The following is a 16086-nucleotide window of genomic DNA, read 5'->3' as shown; positions in this document are numbered from 1 at the left end:
TATCGCACCAATCGCGATCGAGCAAGGTCTTAACTTCTCAATCCGTGAAGGCGGACGTACAGTAGGCGCTGGTGCTGTTGCATCAATCGTTGAATAATACGGATACTGAATAAAACAATGAAAGCAGGGCTTAGGCTCTGCTTTTTTTATTGAAAAAAAAGATTGAAAAATAGCTTTACAAATACGCGTAAGCCCTGTATACTAATATAGTTATGTCAAATATTCACCGTCAACTCGCCCTGGCGTATCGGGGTAGGGGAAAGTATTGCGAAAGCTTAACATTTCAAGCGCGCTTCTTAAAGAAATTGTGCTTGAAGTTGGATGTAGCATGGTATATACTATAGTGGCGTGTTTGAACTGCGATGAAGCGGGAAGTTACTGATATAGGCCAATTTCAGAGAATTTCCGCGGAGAACAGTCCACTCGTGTGAAGTGGGCGAGCTGAGAAAACAACGAATTTGCTTCGTGGTCATACTGCGAACGCACGGAGGAGTTTTCGATAGCTAGAAGAACATAGCGTTTATTACTTTAAGGAGGTAACACAATGGCAAACGCACAAAAAATCAGAATCAGACTTAAATCATTTGATCACAAAGTACTTGATGCTTCAGCAGCTAAAATTGTTGAAACAGCAAAAAGAACTGGCGCAGATGTTGCAGGTCCAGTACCACTACCTACTAAGAAAGAAATCATCACGATTCTTAGAGCGGTACACAAGTACAAAGACTCAAGAGAACAGTTCGAAATGCGTACACACAAAAGACTTATCGACATCTTAAGCCCAACGCCTAAGACTGTTGATGCATTAACAAAGCTAGATCTGCCAGCAGGTGTGGATATAGAGATTAAACTTTAATTTGCGAGCTAAGATCAAGGTTATTATAACCCTGGCGACTTAGTATGAATGTAGAACTTGCATTCCGCTGTAAGATTAACAGGAGGTAATTTATGAAAGGTATTCTAGGCAGAAAAGTCGGCATGACTCAAATCTTCGCTGACAATGGTAATTTCATACCAGTCTCTGTCATTGAGGCGGGTCCAATGTTTGTGACTCAAATCAAAACAGTAGAAACTGACGGGTACAATGCGATCCAAGTAGGTTTTGAACCGAAAAAGGAAAGCAGAACTATCAAGCCAGAAAGAGGACACTTTGCTAAGTCGGGCGTAGACGCTAAACGCGTTGTAAGAGAATTCCGTCTAGACTCAGTTGAAGGCTATGAACTAGGTCAAGAAATCGACTGCTCTATCTTTGAAGCGGGTACACTTATTGATGTAGCTGGTACTTCAAAAGGTAAAGGTACTCAAGGTCCTATCAGACGTTGGAATCAATCAAGAGGTCCAGAAACTCATGGTTCTAAATACCATAGAGGTGGCGGTTCGATTGGTGCGGCTTCTTACCCAGCGCGTGTTATCAAGGGTATGAAAATGGCAGGTAGAATGGGTAACGAACGTGTAACTGTTCAAAACCTAGAGCTTGTCAGAGTTGATGCAGAAAGAAATCTTCTTTTGGTTAAGGGCGCAATTCCTGGTCCAAAAGGTGGTCTAGTTGTAGTTCAAGAAGCTGTTAAGGCTTCTAAGTAAACTGACTCAGGAAAGGAGGAATTACAATGGCTACTATTAATGTTTTAAACATTCAAGGTCAAACAGTTGAATCGTTGGAATTAAACGAAGCAATTTTCGATACTGAAGTTAACGGAAACGTTTTACACGAAGTCGTTAAAAACTATTTGGCTAACCAAAGACAAGGTACACACGCTGCTAAAACAAGAGCGGAAGTACGTGGCGGCGGTAGAAAACCATTCAAACAAAAAGGTACTGGTAATGCTAGACAAGGTACAATCAGAGCGCCTCACTTTGTTGGTGGTGGTGTAGTGTTTGCTAAAAAACCAAGAGATTTTAGTTACACACTACCTAAAAAAGTAAAAAGACTTGCTATCAAATCAGCATTGTCTGCAAAATTCCAAGCTAACGAGTTGATCATTCTTGATCAGTTCCAATTAGAAGGAATCAAAACTAAGCAAGTTGTTGAAGCGCTTAACAATGTTAACGCTGGTAAGAAGACGCTTGTTCTAACTGAAGTGATGAACGAAAATGTTTATAAATCAGCAAGAAACATCGCTGGTGTCAAAGCTACTTTCGTTGGTGAGATTAACGTATATGACATCTTAAACACAAACACGTTGATCCTTACTAAATCTGCAGTTCAAAAAATCGAGGAGGTGTACGCATAATGAAAACAGCTTACGATATTATCATAAAGCCTATCATCTCTGAAAGTTCAATGATGCAAATCGCAGAACGTAAGTATACTTTTGAAGTTGAACAGAGATGCAACAGAACTGAAGTTAAAAAAGCGGTTGAAGAGATTTTTGGCGTTACAGTTGCGAATGTGAACACTGCACTTGTAAAAGGTAAACCAAAAAGACAAGGCCGTTATGTTGGTACAACAAGAACATGGAAAAAAGCGGTCATCACGCTTACTGCCAACAGCAAAGAAATTGAATTCTTTGAAGGCATGTAATCATTCTTAGAAGGAGGGAAACACATGGGTATCAAAAGCTTTAAACCTACTTCACCTGCAAGAAGACAGATGACGGTTTCTACTTTTGAAGAAATCACTAAAAAAACTCCTGAAAAATCACTTGTAGAAACTATCAAGAAGAATTCAGGTAGAAATAACCAAGGTAAGATCACTGTTCGTCACAGAGGTGGCGGAAACAGAGTGAAGTACCGTATCATCGATTTCAAACGTAGAAAAGATAATGTGCCTGCAACAGTTTCAGCGATCGAATACGATCCTAACCGTTCGGCAAACATCGCACTTCTTGTTTATGCAGATGGTGAAAAAAGATACATCCTTGCACCGCAAAAAATTTCTGTGGGTGACACAGTAATCAGTGGTGAGACAGGTCATGATATTAAAGTCGGAAACGCAATGCCACTTAGCTCTATGCCAGATGGTACGCTTATCCACAATATCGAACTTAAACCTGGTAAAGGTGGTCAATTAGTTAGATCCGCTGGTCTTTCAGCTCAGTTAATGGCTAAAGAAGGCGAATATGCAACTGTACGTCTACCATCAGGCGAAACTCGTTTAGTAAGATCAGAGTGTAGAGCAACTATCGGCGTAGTCGGTAACTCAGACCACTTCAACATTACTATCGGTAAAGCTGGTAGAAAACGCCACATGGGCATTCGCCCAACAGTTCGTGGATCTGTAATGAACCCGAACGATCACCCACACGGTGGTGGTGAAGGTAGATCTCCAATCGGTCGTCCAAATCCAGTGACACCATGGGGTAAACCTGCTCTTGGTCTTAAGACTAGAAAGAAAAACAAACATTCTAACAAGTATGTTGTTAAATCAAGACACGCGAAATAATTATGATGGCTGGAGCTCAGCTCCAGTGATCATTACCATTTGAAGGGAGGACTAGCAAATGGGTAGATCTCTTAAAAAGGGACCTTTTATTCACAAAGGGTTGCTTCGTAAAATCGAAGAAATGAACGCAAACGATGAGAAGAAAGTGATTAAAACTTGGTCACGTGCTTCTACAATTTTCCCACAAATGATCGGCCACACTATTGCCGTTCATGACGGTAGAAAACATATCCCAGTTTATGTTACTGAAGATATGATCGGACACAAACTAGGCGAGTTTGTCCCAACTAGAACGTTTAGAGGACATGCTGGCGATAAAACGAGTAAAAAAAGATAAGGAGGTATTGCAATGATGGCTAAAGCTGTTGCGAAATATATCAGAATCTCTCCGAGAAAAATGAAGCCTATCTGCAACCTTGTCAGAGGCAAGAATGCGAAAGAAGCGATGGCAATTCTTCAGTTTGTACCACGTAAAGGCGCTAGAGCCCTTAACAAGGTATTGAAGTCTGCTGTAGCAAATGCTGAAAACAACCTTGAATTGGATGTTGAAAGCCTTTACATCGCTGAAGTATACGCGAACCAAGGTCCTACAATGAAGCGTTGGAAAGCTGGTTCTATGGGTAGAGCGAATCCTCGTCTACACAGAACATCACACATCGGCGTTGTGGTAGCAGAAAAGGAATAGGAGGGTATACATGGGTCAAAAAGTTAACCCGCATGGTCTTAGAGTAGGTATTATTAAAGACTGGGATTCTAAATGGTATGCAAACAAAAGAAACTTCGCTGACTACTTGGTAGAAGATTTCAAAATCAGAGAATTTGTTAAAAAGACACTTTACACTTCAGGTATTTCTAGAATATACATCGATAGACTTGCTAATGAACGTGTACACGTAAACATCTTTACAGCTAAACCTGGAATGATCGTTGGACGTGGTGGTGAAGCAATCAAGACATTAAAAACTACTCTTGAGACAATGACAGGTAAAGAAGTTAAACTTGACATTTCAGAAGTAGCTAGCGTAGATAGCGATTCACAACTAGTTGCAGAAAACGTGGCATTCTCACTTGAAAGACGTGTTTCTTTCAGAAGAGCGATGAAGCAAGTAATGCAAAGAGCGATGAGATCTGGCGCTAAAGGTATTAAAGTAATGGTATCTGGTCGTCTTAACGGTGCTGAAATCGCACGTTCAGAAAGTTACTCAGAAGGTAACGTGCCACTATCTACTTTAAGAGCTAACATCGATTACGGTTTTGCTGAAGCTAATACAGCTTACGGTAAAATCGGTGTAAAAGTTTGGATCTACACTGGCGAAGTGCTTCCTCAATTAGACGAAGCTACTATTCTTGTAAGAAAAGAAGCTAGAGTTGCTAAGCCAAAAAACACAAAGCAAGGTAATAGAAGACCAAAGACCAACGATAATCGCGGTCGTAAGCCACAAGGTGGCAACCGACCAAGAAACAATGACAAATAGTCAAAGTACAGAATCAGTGCAAAGGAGGCTAAATCATGTTAATGCCTAAAAGAGTTAAACGCCGCAGAGTTCACCGTGGCCGCATGAAGGGTGCTGCCCACAAAGGCAACACTGTGACTTATGGTGAATATGGTTTGCAAGCTTTGGAACCAGCTTGGATCACATCTAATCAAATCGAAGCTGCCAGAATCGCGATGACTAGAAAAGTTAAGCGTACAGGTAAAGTTTGGATTAAAATTTTCCCGCATAAGCCGGTTACACAAAAACCAGCTGAAACGCGAATGGGTGCCGGTAAAGGTTCTCCGGAATATTGGGTAGCAGTAGTAAAACCAGGTAGAGTTATGTTTGAAATGTCAGGTGTAGATGTAGAACTAGCTAGAGAAGCTATGAGACTTGCAGCTATGAAAATGCCAATTAAATGTAAATTTATCCTTCGTGAAAATGCTGAAGGTGGTGAATCTAATGATAACTAAACAAATTAGAGATTTGTCAGCTCAAGAGTTGAACAACAAATTGGTGGATCTTAAAACGGAACTTTTCAACCTAAGGTTTCAACACGCAACTGGACAGTTGGATAACCCGCTTAAGATCAAACACGTGAAAAGAGACATCGCGCGTGTTAGCACAGTCATTAGAGAAAGAGAACTTCAAGCTTAGTTAAAGGAGGTTCACGAACGTGGAAAGAAATAAAAGAAAAGTAAAAGTAGGTCGTGTAACAAGCGACAAAATGGATAAAACAATCACAGTTGTGATTGAAGATTTTATCTCTCATCCTCTTTACAGCAAAAGAGTAAAGAGAACTAAGAAATTCAAAGCACACGATGAGAACAACATCGCAGGTATCGGCGACAAAGTTAAAATCATGGAAACAAGACCTTTAAGTCGCGATAAGCGTTGGAGACTTGTTGAAGTGGTTGAAAAAGCTAAGTAGTCGTAAGGAGGCTTTCAGATGATCCAACAAGAAACCCGTCTAAGAGTTGCTGACAACTCTGGCGCAAAAGAATTATTAACTATCCGTGTACTCGGTGGTTCGAAAAGAAAATACGCAAATGTCGGTGATATCATCGTTTGTGCGGTCAAAAATGCAACGCCCGGCGGAGTTGTAAAAAAAGGTGAAGTAGTTAGAGCGGTTGTAGTTAGAACTGTACACGGCGTTAGAAGAAAAGACGGCGTTACTGTAAAATTCGACGACAACGCAGCTGTAATCATCAAGCCTGACTTGAACCCAGTCGGAACTCGTATTTTCGGGCCTGTAACAAGAGAACTTAGAGACAAGAAATTCACTAAGATCGTTTCTTTGGCTCCGGAAGTTCTGTAGGAGGTAGAATATGTTAGTTAAGAAAGGCGATACAGTAGTAGTTATTGCTGGTAAGGATAAAGGCAAAAAAGGTAAAGTAATCGTATCTATGCCGAAAGCAGATCGTGTTATTGTCGAAGGCATTAACATGGTAACAAAGCACTTAAAACCAAATCCTAAGATGCAAACTGGCGGAATCATCCAAAAAGAGGCTCCAGTTCACGTTTCAAATGTTATGATTTGGGATGAAAAGGCGAAGTCTGGTACTAGAGTTCGTCACACAGAAACTAATGGTAAAAAAGTAAGAGTAGCAGTTAAATCTGGCGAAATTATTGACTAAACTATTGGTGAAAGGAGGTACATGAAGTGGCTAGATTAAAACAAAAATACGCTGACAAAGTTAAGCCTGCATTAGTGGAAAAATTCGGTTACGAAAACGTGATGGAAATTCCAAAAATCGAAAAAGTTGTAATCAACATGGGCCTTGGTCAAGGTAAAGAAAACCAAAAATACATCCAAGCGGCAGTAGAAGAGCTTGCTACGATCACTGGTCAAAAGCCGGTTGTCACAAAAGCTAAAAAATCTGTTGCCAACTTTAAAGTTAGAGAAGGAATGGCAATTGGCGCTAAAGTAACACTTCGCGGTAACCAAATGTATGAATTCCTTGACAGATTCATCTCTGTCGCACTTCCACGTGTTCGTGACTTTAGAGGTGTAAATGCCAACTCATTCGACGGCAGAGGTAACTACACGCTAGGCGTTAAAGAGCAATTGATTTTCCCGGAAATCGAATACGATAACGTTGATGCTGTAAGAGGTATGGACATCTCATTTGTTACAACTGCTAAAACTGACGAAGAAGCTAAAGAATTGCTTGCTCAAATGGGCATGCCTTTTAGCAAGTAGTTTAAGGAGGAAATAGAGTGGCTAAAAAAGCTATGAAAGTAAAACAAAGTAGAACACAGAAGTATTCTACTCGCGAATACAATAGATGCAAGCTTTGCGGCAGACCACATGCTTACTTGAGAAAGTTTGGCATTTGCCGTATCTGCTTCAGAGAATTGGCTTACAAAGGTCAAATCCCTGGCGTAAGAAAAGCTAGTTGGTAATCATTGAAGGGAGGTACGAACAATGACTTTAACAGATCCAATTGCAGATATGCTAACTCGTATCAGAAACGCTAACACTGTTAAACACAGCAGCGTTGATATTCCAGCGTCTAACATGAAAAAAAGACTTGCTGAAATATTATCTGAAGAAGGTTTCATTAAGAGTTTTGATCTAATTGATGACGGCAAACAAGGCCTAATCAGAGTTGAGTTAAAATACCACAATAACGATCGCGTTATTACTGGTTTGAAAAGAATTTCTAAGCCTGGTCTTAGAGTATATGCAAACAAAACTGAAGTACCTAGAGTTCTAGGTGGTCTCGGTATTGCTGTTATTTCTACATCACAAGGAATCATTACTGATAAAGCAGCAAGAAAACTAGGTGTAGGTGGAGAAGTTATCTGCTACGTTTGGTAGTCGATATGAAAGCGGAGGAAATATTATGTCAAGAATCGGTAAAATGCCAATTGATGTACCTCAAGGCGTTCAAATCACAGTAGATGAGACTAACTTAGTTACTGTTAAAGGCCCACTTGGTACATTGTCAGAGCAAATTGACACAGCGATCGCAGTTACACAAGAAGGAGATATCCTTAATGTAACTCGTCCAAATGATTTAAAAAGAAACAGATCACTTCACGGTTTATCTAGAGCCTTGATCGCTAACATGGTTGTTGGTGTTACAAAAGGTTACGAAAAGAAACTTCAAATCGTAGGCGTTGGTTACAGAGCTGCTAAGAAAGGTAATGTCCTAGACTTACAACTTGGTTTCTCTCACCCAGTGAACATGGAAGACCCTGAAGGTATCACAACAGAATGCCCTTCTCAAACTGAAATCTTAGTAAAAGGTATCAACAAGCAACTTGTTGGTAACTACGCATCTAAGATCAGAGATCTTAGAAAACCTGAACCATACAAAGGTAAAGGCGTAAGATACTTTGGCGAAGTCGTGAGAAGAAAAGAAGGTAAGACTGGTAAATAGTAAAAGGGGTGAAACGCAATGTTTAAGAAGCCTATTAAAAACGTTAGCCGTAAGGCACGTCACGCTCGTGTACGTAAAAAAGTTTCTGGTACTCCTGAGTTACCAAGACTTAACGTTTATAGATCAAACACAAACATCTATGCACAAATCATCGATGACGTTAACGGCGTAACATTAGCTTCAGCGTCAACAATCGATAAAGAATTAAAAGTTGCTAACGGTAGCAACAAAGAAGCGGCTGCAATCGTTGGTGCAGAAGTTGCTAAACGTGCTGTTGCTAAAGGTATCGAGAACGTAGTTTTCGATAGAGGTGGCTATATCTTCCACGGTCGCGTGAAAGAACTTGCAGATGCTGCTAGAGCAAACGGACTGAAATTTTAAGGGAGGTATATGAATGAGCCGTCAAAGAATTGATGCCAAAAAATTAGACCTCAAAGAACAGGTTATTAATATCAACCGTGTTACTAAGGTTGTAAAAGGTGGACGTAACTTCAGATTTGCTGCACTAGTTGTAGTTGGAGATGGAAACGGACATGTTGGCATGGGTACTGGTAAAGCACAAGAAGTACCTGATGCAATAAGAAAAGCAATTGAAGATGCTAAAAAGAACTTAATCTTTGTACCAAGAGTAGGTACAACGGTTCCTCACGAAGTAAGAGGCAGATACGGCGCAGGTCGCGTTCTAATCATGCCAGCTTCAGAGGGTACAGGAGTTATTGCCGGTGGCGCGGTTCGTGCGGTACTTGAACTTGCTGGTGTAAGTGATGTACGTGCGAAGTCACTAGGTTCTAACAATCCTAAAAACATGGCTTCTGCAACTTTGGAAGGTCTTCAGTCTCTTAAGACTAAAGAATCCGTTGCCAAAGCTCGCGGCAAGTCTGTTGAAGAGCTTTTAGGTTAGGGGGTATTGACCATGGCTAAATTACAAATCAAACTTGTGAAAAGTACCATCGGTGCAATTCCGAAACACAGAAAAACAGTTCAAGCTTTAGGACTTAGAAAGCTTAACCAAGTAGTAGAGCAAAATGATAATCCTCAAATCAGAGGCATGATCAAACAAGTTGTTCACTTACTTGAGGTTAAAGAAGTTTAAGAATAGGAGGTGCAACGATGAAACTACATGAATTAAGACCGGCAGCTGGTTCTACTAAAACTAGAAAAAGAGTAGGTCGTGGTACAGGTTCTGGCCTCGGAACGACTTCTGGCCGTGGTAACAATGGTCAAGGACAACGTTCTGGCGGTAATGTTAGACCGGGTTTTGAAGGTGGTCAGATGCCACTTTTCAGAAGAATTCCTAAACGTGGTTTTAGCAACAAGCCTTTCGCTAAGGTTTGGTCGATAATCAATGTTGAAGATTTAAATCGTTTTGACGCAAATACAGAAATAACACCTGAGTTTTTACTTGAAATAGGACTCATCAGCAAATTGAATAACGGTTTAAAAGTACTCGGTAACGGCGACTTAACTAAACCTTTTACAGTTAAAGCTCAAAAGTTCACACAGTCAGCAATTGAAAAGATAGAAGCGGCTGGAGGAAAGGCAGAGGTGATCTAATTGTTCTCAACGATTAAGAATGCTTGGAAGATTCCGGATTTAAGAAATAAAATCTTGTATACGCTATTAATGCTTGTTATCTTTAGACTTGGCGCTAACATTCCTGTTCCAGGAATCGATGGCGTCAAGTTAGCATCATTATTCTCTAACGATGATGGGCTACTCAGTATTTTCAACTTGATGTCGGGTGGTGCGTTTAAGAACTTTACTTTATTCGCTCTTGGTATTTCACCATACATTACGGCTTCAATCATATTGAACTTACTACAGATCGCAATTCCAAGCTTGGAACAATTAGCTAAGCAGGGAGAAGTAGGACGTAAAAAAATCGTACAAATGACTAGATATGGTACGGTAGTTCTTGCTCTCATCCAGGGGATTGGTTTTTCAATAGGGATTTATAGAAACGCATTTGTCGACTTTAACGCGCTTACTGTCGCAATTGCTGTTATCACGCTCACAGCTGGTACTGCATTCCTGATGTATCTTGGTGAACACATCACAGAAAAAGGTATCGGTAATGGTATTTCATTATTCATCTTTGCAGGTATTGTAGCAAGACTACCTGATAGTATTCTTACTACAATCAACGGTATGTTGAATAACGAAATCAACATTATTAGTGTCTTGATCTTTATCGTAGTGGCACTCTTCATTATTGCAGGTGTCATCATGATTCAGCAAGGTACTAGAAAAATTCCAGTACAATATGCAAAACGTGTGGTTGGCAGAAAAATGTACGGTGGTCAAAACACTCACATTCCTCTAAAAGTCAATCAAGCGGGTGTAATTCCAGTTATCTTCGCCATATCGATCTTAAGCTTCCCACAAACTATCGCGTCATTTATGCCGAATAGCGGGTTTGCTACTTTCATTGGCAAGTGGTTTGCAAGTAATGGTGTAGCATGGACAGTTTCTCAACTATTGTTGATTATCTTCTTTACTTACTTCTATACATCAGTATCATTCAATCCGTTTGATATTGCTGAGAACATGAAGAAGAATGGCGGATTCATACCGGGCATCAGACCTGGTAAACCAACGGTGGAATACTTACAAAGATCTGTTAGCAGATTGACACTTGTAGGTGCTCTATTCCTAGGATTCATCGCTGTACTGCCAAATGTTATTTTGAACTTTACTGATTTGTCGATTCAATTCGGTGGAACGTCGCTACTGATCGTAGTCGGTGTAGCACTTGAAACAAGCAGACAGATCGAAGCTCAAATGACAATGAGACACTACCAAGGATTCCTTAAGTAGGTGCCGATATGAGACTTATCTTATTGGGACCTCCAGGAGCTGGTAAAGGCACACAAGCTGCGAACATCAGTGCGCAGTATAATATTCCTCATATATCTACAGGAGACATATTTAGAGCGAATATCAAAGCAGGCACACCTCTTGGTGTAAAGGCCAAATCGTATATCGATGCGGGCGAGCTTGTTCCTGATTCACTCGTCGTCGAGATTGTCGCAGACAGACTCAGCGAGGAAGACGCAAAGAAGGGTTTCTTGTTGGATGGTTTTCCGAGAACGGTAAATCAAGCAGAAGAGTTAAAAGACTTTTTGAATTCAAACTCGATTAGTCTTGACCGAGTGATCAACATCGCTGTTGATCCGGCTGTTTTGATTGAACGTGCTGTGGGTAGAAGAATCTGTAAAGCGTGTGGTGCTACGTACCATATCAGCTTTAACGCCCCTATTACAGAAGGCGTTTGCGATAAGTGCGGCGGCGAACTCTATCAACGTTCGGATGATGTAGCTGAAACGGTAAAGAATCGTATTGAAGTTTATCAGAATGAAACAGCTCCACTCATTGCTTTTTATAGAAATGAGTCGTTGATTTCAGACATAGATGGACTACAAGCTATCGATTTGGTTTCTAAAGCCATCGTTAAAGCACTCGAGGTGTAGAATGATTTATCTGAAATCACAACGTGAGATTGAACTGATGCGACAAGCTGGTCGTATCGTAGCTTTAGCTCATGAAGCGATTCGAAATATAATTGAGCCAGGGATCACGACACTTGAACTAGATGCCATTGCCGAGAAAGTCATTCGTGAAAACGGTGGGATTCCAGCCTTTAAAGGGTATGGAGGATTTCCAGGAAGTATTTGCGCATCTGTGAACGATGAAGTCGTACACGGTATTCCGGGTCATCGCAAGTTAGTAGATGGCGATATCATCAGTGTGGATATTGGCGTCAATCTGAATGGTTACTACGGGGATGCGGCAAAAACACATCCGGTTGGCACTGTATCTGAAGAGGCAAGACTGCTTATTGAAGATACACGTCAAAGTTTTTACGAAGGACTTAAAATGTGTGAAGTTGGACATAGGTTATCAGACATCAGTCACGCTGTTCAAAGTTATTCTGAAAACAAAGGATATGGCGTTGTTCGCGATCTTGTAGGGCATGGGATTGGTACTGCGCTTCACGAAGACCCTCAAGTTCCGAATTACGGACCTTCAGGGAAGGGTCCCAGACTTCAAGTTGGTATGGTCCTTGCAATTGAACCGATGATCAACATTGGTTCATACCATGTTGAAACTCTTGAAGATAACTGGACAGTCGTAACATTGGATCGTAAATTATCTGCGCACTATGAGCATACAGTGGCCATCACAAAAGATGGACCTGAATTGCTAACTGTTTTATGAGACGAGGTGAATCATGAATGATACACATGCGTTAAAGATAGGTCAAGTTGTGACCTCGAAAGCAGGTAGAGATAAGGGACGTGCATTCGTAATCATTGAGATTGTGGATCACGAGTATGTCAAAGTCACAGATGGCGACTTACGTCGTATTGAACGACCTAAACTTAAGAAAGTGAAGCATTTAAACGTCAGTCATATGATACTTACAGAGATTGAAATGATATTGATGGAAGGCAAGCGTCTTTCAAATGAAATGTTAAGAAAATCTTTAGAAGGCTTTACTTTCACGGCTGAATAGGTTAACATAGGAGGGATTGAATACATGGCAAAAAAGGAAGCAATAGAAGTTAAGGGCGTTGTTATTGAAGCGCTGCCAAATGCAACATTTAGAGTGAAACTCGAGAATGATCATGAAATTCTCGCCCATATATCTGGAAAGCTGCGCATGAACTTCATTCGTATCTTACCAGGGGATAAAGTGACAATGGAACTCTCGCCATATGATTTGACAAAAGGTCGTATCACATGGCGTGGCAAGTGATCTAAGGAGGTAAGGCAATGAAGGTAAGAACTTCAGTTAAACCGATTTGCGAAAAATGTAAAGTTATTAAGCGTAAAGGCCGCGTTATGGTCATTTGCGAAAATCCTAAACATAAGCAAAAGCAAGGTTAATTGTAAGTATGATGTGTCGGTGCGGCTGCTCCCAAAGGAGAACTTACACATCTACAAATAAATCAAAAATGCTATTAAAGAACAAGTCATCAGGAGGTGCGATTAATGGCAAGAATTGCAGGTGTTGACTTACCAAGAGATAAGAGAGTCGTTATTGGATTAACTTATATTTTCGGTATTGGTAGACAGACAGCAGGCGATATACTCGCAAAAGCTAGTATTGATGAAAATACAAGAATCAAAGATTTGACAGAAGACGAGGTAGCTTCACTTAGAGCTATTATCGAAGAAGATTTTACAGTTGAGGGTGACCTTAGACGTGAAATCTCTATGAACATCAAACGTCTTCAAGAGATTGGTTGCCGTAGAGGTATCCGTCATAGAAGAAGATTACCTGTAAGAGGTCAAAAGACTAAGACGAATGCTCGTACAGTCAAAGGTCCTAGAAGAACAGTCGCTAAGAAAAAAGGCGCAAAATAATCGAGGAGGTTAGTAATGGTTGCTAAAAAGACGAAAGTTAAAAGAAAAAAGCGTGAAAAGAAAAATATTGAGCGTGGCCAAGCCCACATTCAAGCTTCTTTTAACAATACACTCGTTACGTTGACTGACGAAAAAGGTAATGCAATTGCATGGTCATCTGCAGGAAGCCTTGGTTTCAGAGGGTCAAGAAAATCTACTCCATTTGCTGCACAGATGGCTGGCGAAACAGCTGCTAAAGCGGCTATGGAACACGGTCTTAGATCAGTAAAGGTATTTGTAAAAGGACCAGGTTCTGGACGTGAAGCAGCAATTCGTTCGCTTCAAGCTGCAGGTCTTGAAATCAACTCTATTCAAGACGTTACGCCAATTCCACATAACGGCTGCAGACCGCCAAAAAGACGTAGAGTATAGTTACAGGAGGTGCATGAATAATGGCTAGATATACAGGACCTTCATGCAGATTGTGTAGACGAGAAGGAAAGAAACTTTTCCTTAAAGGTGATAGATGTTACTCTGATAAATGTGCTGTAACAAAGAGAGCAACGCCACCAGGTCAACACGGTGCAAGAAGAACTAAATTGTCAAACTACGGTTTACAATTAAGAGAAAAACAAATGGTAAAAAGAGCTTACGGTATGATCGAAGGTCAATTCAGACAGACTTACGAACGTGCTGAGAAGATGCAAGGTATCACAGGTGAAAACCTGTTGAGACTTCTTGAGCTAAGATTTGACAATGTTGTATTTAGAATGGGCTTGGCTCAATCTAGAAAAGAAGCTAGACAATTGGTTACACACGGTCACTTTACGTTGAACGGCAGAAAAGCTGATATCCCATCAATGACTTTAAAAGTCGGTGATGTTGTAGCAGTTAAAGAAAAAAGCCTTTCATCTGATAAGTTCAAAGGTATCCAAGAAAAAGCAGCAACTGCTCCTAAGTGGATTCAAGCAGACATTGAAAAATTAGCTGGTAAAGTTATTGCGCTTCCAGAAAGAGAAGACATCGACCTACCAATCGAAGAGCACTTGATTATCGAGCTTTACTCTAGATAATAGGTATAATAATTTTACCCTCGGGAAATATATGATGTAAGGAGGGTCAGTTGAATGATTGAAATAGAAAAGCCAACCATTGAATGTTTGGAATTGAGTGAAGACAATACGTATGGCAAATTCGTGCTCGAACCGCTTGAAAGAGGCTATGGAACAACACTAGGCAACAGCCTACGTCGAATTCTTTTAGCTTCATTGCCAGGTACTGCTGTGAAATGGGTCAAAATTGACAATGTTTTACATGAGTTCTCGACGATTGATGGCGTTAAAGAAGATGTTATTGAAATCGTGCTAAACCTTAAAGCTTTAGCCGCTAAAATACATTCTGATGACGAAACGAAAATACTACGTATTGATACAAATGAACCAGGCGTTGTGACAGCAGGAGATATCATTGCAGATGCAGATGTCGAGATACTCGATTCTGATATGTATATCTGCACACTAGAAGAAAACGCATCTTTAAGTATGGAGATAGCACTTTCTAAAGGCAGAGGATATGTTCCGGCTGAAGCTAATAAAGAATTGGGCTTGCCAATTGGTATCATACCAGTTGATTCAATCTTTACACCAGTTAAAAAAGTAAACTTCACAGTTGAAAATACACGTGTAGGCCAAGTTGCAAATTATGATAAGCTCGTACTTGAAGTATGGACAGATGGTACGATCAAACCAGATGAAGCAACATCACTAGGCGCTAAGATCATGAGTGAACACTTAAACCTATTCATCAACATGACTGAAGAAATGTCAAATGTTGAAATTATGGTTGAGAAAGAAGAAGATAAGAAAGAAAAAGTTCTTGAGATGACTATCGAGGAACTTGACTTGTCTGTTCGTTCATACAACTGCCTCAAACGTGCTGGTATCAACACGGTAGAAGAATTGACACTTAAGACTGAAGAAGACATGATGAAGGTTAGAAACCTTGGTAAGAAGTCTCTTGAAGAAGTTAAGCACAAGCTAGCAGAGCTAGAACTTGGCTTGAAACCTTCTGAAGAGTAAGAATAAGGAGGAAGAGAATGGCGAAGTACCGTAAGTTAGGTCGTCCATCTGCTCACAGAAACCTCATGCTTAGAAACCTTGTTTTAAGTCTTTTGACTAAAGGTCGTATCGAAACGACTGAAACAAGAGCTAAAGAAGCTAGAAAATTTGCTGATAAAATGATTACACTTGCTAAACGCGGTGATATTCATGCTAGAAGACAAGTTGTTAGCTTCTTGGGAGATAAAGTGGCTGCTAAGCAACTTTTCGAAGAAATCGCTCCTAAGTATGCTGAGAGAAACGGCGGTTACACTAGAATTATGAAAACTGGTCCTAGAAGAGGCGACGCAGCCCCTATGGCGATCATTGAATTAGTTTAAGAGTTTTTAGGGATTAAGTTAGCTTAGTCCCTTTTTACCTTTGCAGAAGTCTTT

At 40.5% G+C, this 16086-nt stretch carries 33 protein-coding genes; all 33 read left to right on the top strand.

Annotated features, from left to right (window positions below; translation table 11 throughout):
- On the top strand, nucleotides 1–97 hold a 97-nt coding region (locus DWB64_RS18290), incomplete at its 5' end, for a hypothetical protein (protein ID WP_348983872.1).
- A 447-nt stretch (nucleotides 98–544) separates the two neighbouring features.
- Nucleotides 545–856, top strand: coding sequence for a 30S ribosomal protein S10 (gene rpsJ / locus DWB64_RS18285; protein ID WP_129489666.1), 312 nt, complete (start codon nucleotides 545–547; stop codon nucleotides 854–856).
- Nucleotides 857–948: 92 nt separating this feature from the next.
- Nucleotides 949–1581, top strand: coding sequence for a 50S ribosomal protein L3 (gene rplC / locus DWB64_RS18280; protein ID WP_129489665.1), 633 nt, complete (start codon nucleotides 949–951; stop codon nucleotides 1579–1581).
- A 26-nt stretch (nucleotides 1582–1607) separates the two neighbouring features.
- Nucleotides 1608–2231, top strand: a complete 624-nt coding sequence (gene rplD, locus DWB64_RS18275; RefSeq protein ID WP_129489664.1) for a 50S ribosomal protein L4 — start codon at nucleotides 1608–1610, stop codon at nucleotides 2229–2231.
- On the top strand, nucleotides 2231–2521 hold the full coding sequence (gene rplW / locus DWB64_RS18270; protein WP_129489663.1) for a 50S ribosomal protein L23: 291 nt from the start codon (nucleotides 2231–2233) through the stop codon (nucleotides 2519–2521). The genes rplD and rplW overlap by 1 nt, the downstream gene beginning before the upstream one ends.
- A 24-nt stretch (nucleotides 2522–2545) precedes the next feature.
- The gene (gene rplB, locus DWB64_RS18265) at nucleotides 2546–3382 is read left to right on the top strand and encodes a 50S ribosomal protein L2 (RefSeq protein ID WP_129489662.1); all 837 of its coding nucleotides are present in this window, start codon (nucleotides 2546–2548) and stop codon (nucleotides 3380–3382) included.
- Between the two features lie 58 nt (nucleotides 3383–3440).
- On the top strand, nucleotides 3441–3719 hold the full coding sequence (gene rpsS / locus DWB64_RS18260; protein WP_129489661.1) for a 30S ribosomal protein S19: 279 nt from the start codon (nucleotides 3441–3443) through the stop codon (nucleotides 3717–3719).
- Between the two features lie 12 nt (nucleotides 3720–3731).
- Nucleotides 3732–4067: a 50S ribosomal protein L22 gene (gene rplV, locus DWB64_RS18255; RefSeq protein WP_129489660.1), complete on the top strand. Its 336-nt coding sequence runs from the start codon at nucleotides 3732–3734 to the stop codon at nucleotides 4065–4067.
- Nucleotides 4068–4077: 10 nt separating this feature from the next.
- Nucleotides 4078–4857: a 30S ribosomal protein S3 gene (gene rpsC, locus DWB64_RS18250; RefSeq protein WP_129489659.1), complete on the top strand. Its 780-nt coding sequence runs from the start codon at nucleotides 4078–4080 to the stop codon at nucleotides 4855–4857.
- 35 nt (nucleotides 4858–4892) lie between these two features.
- Complete coding sequence (gene rplP / locus DWB64_RS18245; RefSeq protein ID WP_129489658.1) at nucleotides 4893–5330, top strand: 50S ribosomal protein L16; 438 nt, start codon at nucleotides 4893–4895, stop codon at nucleotides 5328–5330.
- The gene (gene rpmC, locus DWB64_RS18240) at nucleotides 5320–5514 is read left to right on the top strand and encodes a 50S ribosomal protein L29 (protein WP_129489657.1); all 195 of its coding nucleotides are present in this window, start codon (nucleotides 5320–5322) and stop codon (nucleotides 5512–5514) included. Before rplP ends, rpmC begins: the two co-directional genes overlap by 11 nt.
- A gap of 19 nt (nucleotides 5515–5533) precedes the next feature.
- Nucleotides 5534–5788, top strand: coding sequence for a 30S ribosomal protein S17 (gene rpsQ, locus DWB64_RS18235; protein WP_129489656.1), 255 nt, complete (start codon nucleotides 5534–5536; stop codon nucleotides 5786–5788).
- A gap of 18 nt (nucleotides 5789–5806) precedes the next feature.
- A complete protein-coding gene (gene rplN, locus DWB64_RS18230; RefSeq protein WP_129489655.1) occupies nucleotides 5807–6175 on the top strand; it encodes a 50S ribosomal protein L14 in 369 nt (122 codons plus the stop codon).
- 10 nt (nucleotides 6176–6185) lie between these two features.
- Entirely contained in the window at nucleotides 6186–6494 is a 309-nt protein-coding gene (gene rplX, locus DWB64_RS18225) for a 50S ribosomal protein L24 (protein WP_129489654.1), read from the top strand.
- A 26-nt stretch (nucleotides 6495–6520) separates the two neighbouring features.
- Nucleotides 6521–7060: a 50S ribosomal protein L5 gene (gene rplE, locus DWB64_RS18220; protein WP_129489653.1), complete on the top strand. Its 540-nt coding sequence runs from the start codon at nucleotides 6521–6523 to the stop codon at nucleotides 7058–7060.
- Between the two features lie 17 nt (nucleotides 7061–7077).
- Entirely contained in the window at nucleotides 7078–7263 is a 186-nt protein-coding gene (locus DWB64_RS18215) for a type Z 30S ribosomal protein S14 (protein ID WP_129489652.1), read from the top strand.
- Between the two features lie 22 nt (nucleotides 7264–7285).
- The gene (gene rpsH / locus DWB64_RS18210; RefSeq protein WP_129489651.1) at nucleotides 7286–7681 is read left to right on the top strand and encodes a 30S ribosomal protein S8; all 396 of its coding nucleotides are present in this window, start codon (nucleotides 7286–7288) and stop codon (nucleotides 7679–7681) included.
- A gap of 25 nt (nucleotides 7682–7706) precedes the next feature.
- Nucleotides 7707–8246 (top strand): 50S ribosomal protein L6, encoded by a 540-nt coding sequence (rplF, locus tag DWB64_RS18205; protein WP_129489650.1) that lies wholly within the window; start codon nucleotides 7707–7709, stop codon nucleotides 8244–8246.
- Between the two features lie 18 nt (nucleotides 8247–8264).
- On the top strand, nucleotides 8265–8627 hold the full coding sequence (rplR, locus tag DWB64_RS18200; protein ID WP_129489649.1) for a 50S ribosomal protein L18: 363 nt from the start codon (nucleotides 8265–8267) through the stop codon (nucleotides 8625–8627).
- 13 nt (nucleotides 8628–8640) lie between these two features.
- Nucleotides 8641–9147, top strand: coding sequence for a 30S ribosomal protein S5 (gene rpsE / locus DWB64_RS18195; protein WP_129489648.1), 507 nt, complete (start codon nucleotides 8641–8643; stop codon nucleotides 9145–9147).
- 12 nt (nucleotides 9148–9159) lie between these two features.
- Nucleotides 9160–9339 carry a 50S ribosomal protein L30 gene (gene rpmD, locus DWB64_RS18190; RefSeq protein WP_129489647.1) on the top strand — a complete coding sequence of 60 codons (180 nt, stop codon included), beginning with the start codon at nucleotides 9160–9162 and terminating at the stop codon, nucleotides 9337–9339.
- 17 nt (nucleotides 9340–9356) lie between these two features.
- A complete protein-coding gene (gene rplO, locus DWB64_RS18185) occupies nucleotides 9357–9800 on the top strand; it encodes a 50S ribosomal protein L15 (protein WP_129489646.1) in 444 nt (147 codons plus the stop codon).
- Nucleotides 9801–11063, top strand: coding sequence for a preprotein translocase subunit SecY (secY, locus tag DWB64_RS18180; protein WP_129489645.1), 1263 nt, complete (start codon nucleotides 9801–9803; stop codon nucleotides 11061–11063). It abuts the gene before it with no gap.
- Nucleotides 11064–11071: 8 nt separating this feature from the next.
- Nucleotides 11072–11716: an adenylate kinase gene (locus tag DWB64_RS18175; protein ID WP_129489644.1), complete on the top strand. Its 645-nt coding sequence runs from the start codon at nucleotides 11072–11074 to the stop codon at nucleotides 11714–11716.
- Nucleotide 11717: 1 nt separating this feature from the next.
- Nucleotides 11718–12464: a type I methionyl aminopeptidase gene (map, locus tag DWB64_RS18170; protein WP_129489643.1), complete on the top strand. Its 747-nt coding sequence runs from the start codon at nucleotides 11718–11720 to the stop codon at nucleotides 12462–12464.
- A gap of 13 nt (nucleotides 12465–12477) precedes the next feature.
- A complete protein-coding gene (locus DWB64_RS18165; RefSeq protein WP_129489642.1) occupies nucleotides 12478–12762 on the top strand; it encodes a KOW domain-containing RNA-binding protein in 285 nt (94 codons plus the stop codon).
- Between the two features lie 24 nt (nucleotides 12763–12786).
- On the top strand, nucleotides 12787–13005 hold the full coding sequence (gene infA / locus DWB64_RS18160; protein WP_129489641.1) for a translation initiation factor IF-1: 219 nt from the start codon (nucleotides 12787–12789) through the stop codon (nucleotides 13003–13005).
- A gap of 17 nt (nucleotides 13006–13022) precedes the next feature.
- Entirely contained in the window at nucleotides 13023–13136 is a 114-nt protein-coding gene (gene rpmJ, locus DWB64_RS18155) for a 50S ribosomal protein L36 (protein ID WP_129489640.1), read from the top strand.
- A 105-nt stretch (nucleotides 13137–13241) separates the two neighbouring features.
- The gene (gene rpsM / locus DWB64_RS18150; RefSeq protein ID WP_129489639.1) at nucleotides 13242–13616 is read left to right on the top strand and encodes a 30S ribosomal protein S13; all 375 of its coding nucleotides are present in this window, start codon (nucleotides 13242–13244) and stop codon (nucleotides 13614–13616) included.
- A 15-nt stretch (nucleotides 13617–13631) separates the two neighbouring features.
- Complete coding sequence (gene rpsK, locus DWB64_RS18145; RefSeq protein ID WP_129489638.1) at nucleotides 13632–14027, top strand: 30S ribosomal protein S11; 396 nt, start codon at nucleotides 13632–13634, stop codon at nucleotides 14025–14027.
- Nucleotides 14028–14047: 20 nt separating this feature from the next.
- Nucleotides 14048–14668 (top strand): 30S ribosomal protein S4, encoded by a 621-nt coding sequence (gene rpsD, locus DWB64_RS18140; RefSeq protein WP_129489637.1) that lies wholly within the window; start codon nucleotides 14048–14050, stop codon nucleotides 14666–14668.
- A gap of 54 nt (nucleotides 14669–14722) precedes the next feature.
- Nucleotides 14723–15673, top strand: a complete 951-nt coding sequence (locus DWB64_RS18135; protein WP_129489636.1) for a DNA-directed RNA polymerase subunit alpha — start codon at nucleotides 14723–14725, stop codon at nucleotides 15671–15673.
- A gap of 17 nt (nucleotides 15674–15690) precedes the next feature.
- The gene (gene rplQ, locus DWB64_RS18130) at nucleotides 15691–16032 is read left to right on the top strand and encodes a 50S ribosomal protein L17 (protein WP_129489635.1); all 342 of its coding nucleotides are present in this window, start codon (nucleotides 15691–15693) and stop codon (nucleotides 16030–16032) included.
- The last annotated feature ends 54 nt before the right edge of the window (nucleotides 16033–16086 follow it).

The organism is Fusibacter sp. A1, assembly GCF_004125825.1.
In the GTDB taxonomy this organism is placed as follows: Bacteria; Bacillota; Clostridia; order Peptostreptococcales; family Acidaminobacteraceae; genus QQWI01.
This window is presented reverse-complemented; position numbering and strand designations above follow the sequence as displayed.

Excerpts from the sequence above, each read along its gene's own strand:
- rpsM (WP_129489639.1), top strand. The coding sequence starts at position 13,242 with ATGGCAAGAATTGCAGGTGTTGACTTACCAAGAGATAAGAGAGTCGTT.
- rplF (WP_129489650.1), top strand. The coding sequence starts at position 7,707 with ATGTCAAGAATCGGTAAAATGCCAATTGATGTACCTCAAGGCGTTCAA.
- rplD (WP_129489664.1), top strand. The coding sequence starts at position 1,608 with ATGGCTACTATTAATGTTTTAAACATTCAAGGTCAAACAGTTGAATCG.
- rpmC (WP_129489657.1), top strand. The coding sequence starts at position 5,320 with ATGATAACTAAACAAATTAGAGATTTGTCAGCTCAAGAGTTGAACAAC.
- rpmD (WP_129489647.1), top strand. The coding sequence starts at position 9,160 with ATGGCTAAATTACAAATCAAACTTGTGAAAAGTACCATCGGTGCAATT.
- rplR (WP_129489649.1), top strand. The coding sequence starts at position 8,265 with ATGTTTAAGAAGCCTATTAAAAACGTTAGCCGTAAGGCACGTCACGCT.
- rpsK (WP_129489638.1), top strand. The coding sequence starts at position 13,632 with ATGGTTGCTAAAAAGACGAAAGTTAAAAGAAAAAAGCGTGAAAAGAAA.
- rpsC (WP_129489659.1), top strand. The coding sequence starts at position 4,078 with ATGGGTCAAAAAGTTAACCCGCATGGTCTTAGAGTAGGTATTATTAAA.
- infA (WP_129489641.1), top strand. The coding sequence starts at position 12,787 with ATGGCAAAAAAGGAAGCAATAGAAGTTAAGGGCGTTGTTATTGAAGCG.
- DWB64_RS18135 (WP_129489636.1), top strand. The coding sequence starts at position 14,723 with ATGATTGAAATAGAAAAGCCAACCATTGAATGTTTGGAATTGAGTGAA.
- DWB64_RS18175 (WP_129489644.1), top strand. The coding sequence starts at position 11,072 with ATGAGACTTATCTTATTGGGACCTCCAGGAGCTGGTAAAGGCACACAA.
- map (WP_129489643.1), top strand. The coding sequence starts at position 11,718 with ATGATTTATCTGAAATCACAACGTGAGATTGAACTGATGCGACAAGCT.
- rpmJ (WP_129489640.1), top strand. The coding sequence starts at position 13,023 with ATGAAGGTAAGAACTTCAGTTAAACCGATTTGCGAAAAATGTAAAGTT.
- rplV (WP_129489660.1), top strand. The coding sequence starts at position 3,732 with ATGATGGCTAAAGCTGTTGCGAAATATATCAGAATCTCTCCGAGAAAA.
- rplO (WP_129489646.1), top strand. The coding sequence starts at position 9,357 with ATGAAACTACATGAATTAAGACCGGCAGCTGGTTCTACTAAAACTAGA.
- rpsJ (WP_129489666.1), top strand. The coding sequence starts at position 545 with ATGGCAAACGCACAAAAAATCAGAATCAGACTTAAATCATTTGATCAC.
- rplQ (WP_129489635.1), top strand. The coding sequence starts at position 15,691 with ATGGCGAAGTACCGTAAGTTAGGTCGTCCATCTGCTCACAGAAACCTC.
- rplC (WP_129489665.1), top strand. The coding sequence starts at position 949 with ATGAAAGGTATTCTAGGCAGAAAAGTCGGCATGACTCAAATCTTCGCT.
- rpsS (WP_129489661.1), top strand. The coding sequence starts at position 3,441 with ATGGGTAGATCTCTTAAAAAGGGACCTTTTATTCACAAAGGGTTGCTT.
- DWB64_RS18165 (WP_129489642.1), top strand. The coding sequence starts at position 12,478 with ATGAATGATACACATGCGTTAAAGATAGGTCAAGTTGTGACCTCGAAA.
- rplP (WP_129489658.1), top strand. The coding sequence starts at position 4,893 with ATGTTAATGCCTAAAAGAGTTAAACGCCGCAGAGTTCACCGTGGCCGC.
- rplW (WP_129489663.1), top strand. The coding sequence starts at position 2,231 with ATGAAAACAGCTTACGATATTATCATAAAGCCTATCATCTCTGAAAGT.
- rpsD (WP_129489637.1), top strand. The coding sequence starts at position 14,048 with ATGGCTAGATATACAGGACCTTCATGCAGATTGTGTAGACGAGAAGGA.
- rplB (WP_129489662.1), top strand. The coding sequence starts at position 2,546 with ATGGGTATCAAAAGCTTTAAACCTACTTCACCTGCAAGAAGACAGATG.
- rplX (WP_129489654.1), top strand. The coding sequence starts at position 6,186 with ATGTTAGTTAAGAAAGGCGATACAGTAGTAGTTATTGCTGGTAAGGAT.
- rpsE (WP_129489648.1), top strand. The coding sequence starts at position 8,641 with ATGAGCCGTCAAAGAATTGATGCCAAAAAATTAGACCTCAAAGAACAG.
- rplN (WP_129489655.1), top strand. The coding sequence starts at position 5,807 with ATGATCCAACAAGAAACCCGTCTAAGAGTTGCTGACAACTCTGGCGCA.
- rpsH (WP_129489651.1), top strand. The coding sequence starts at position 7,286 with ATGACTTTAACAGATCCAATTGCAGATATGCTAACTCGTATCAGAAAC.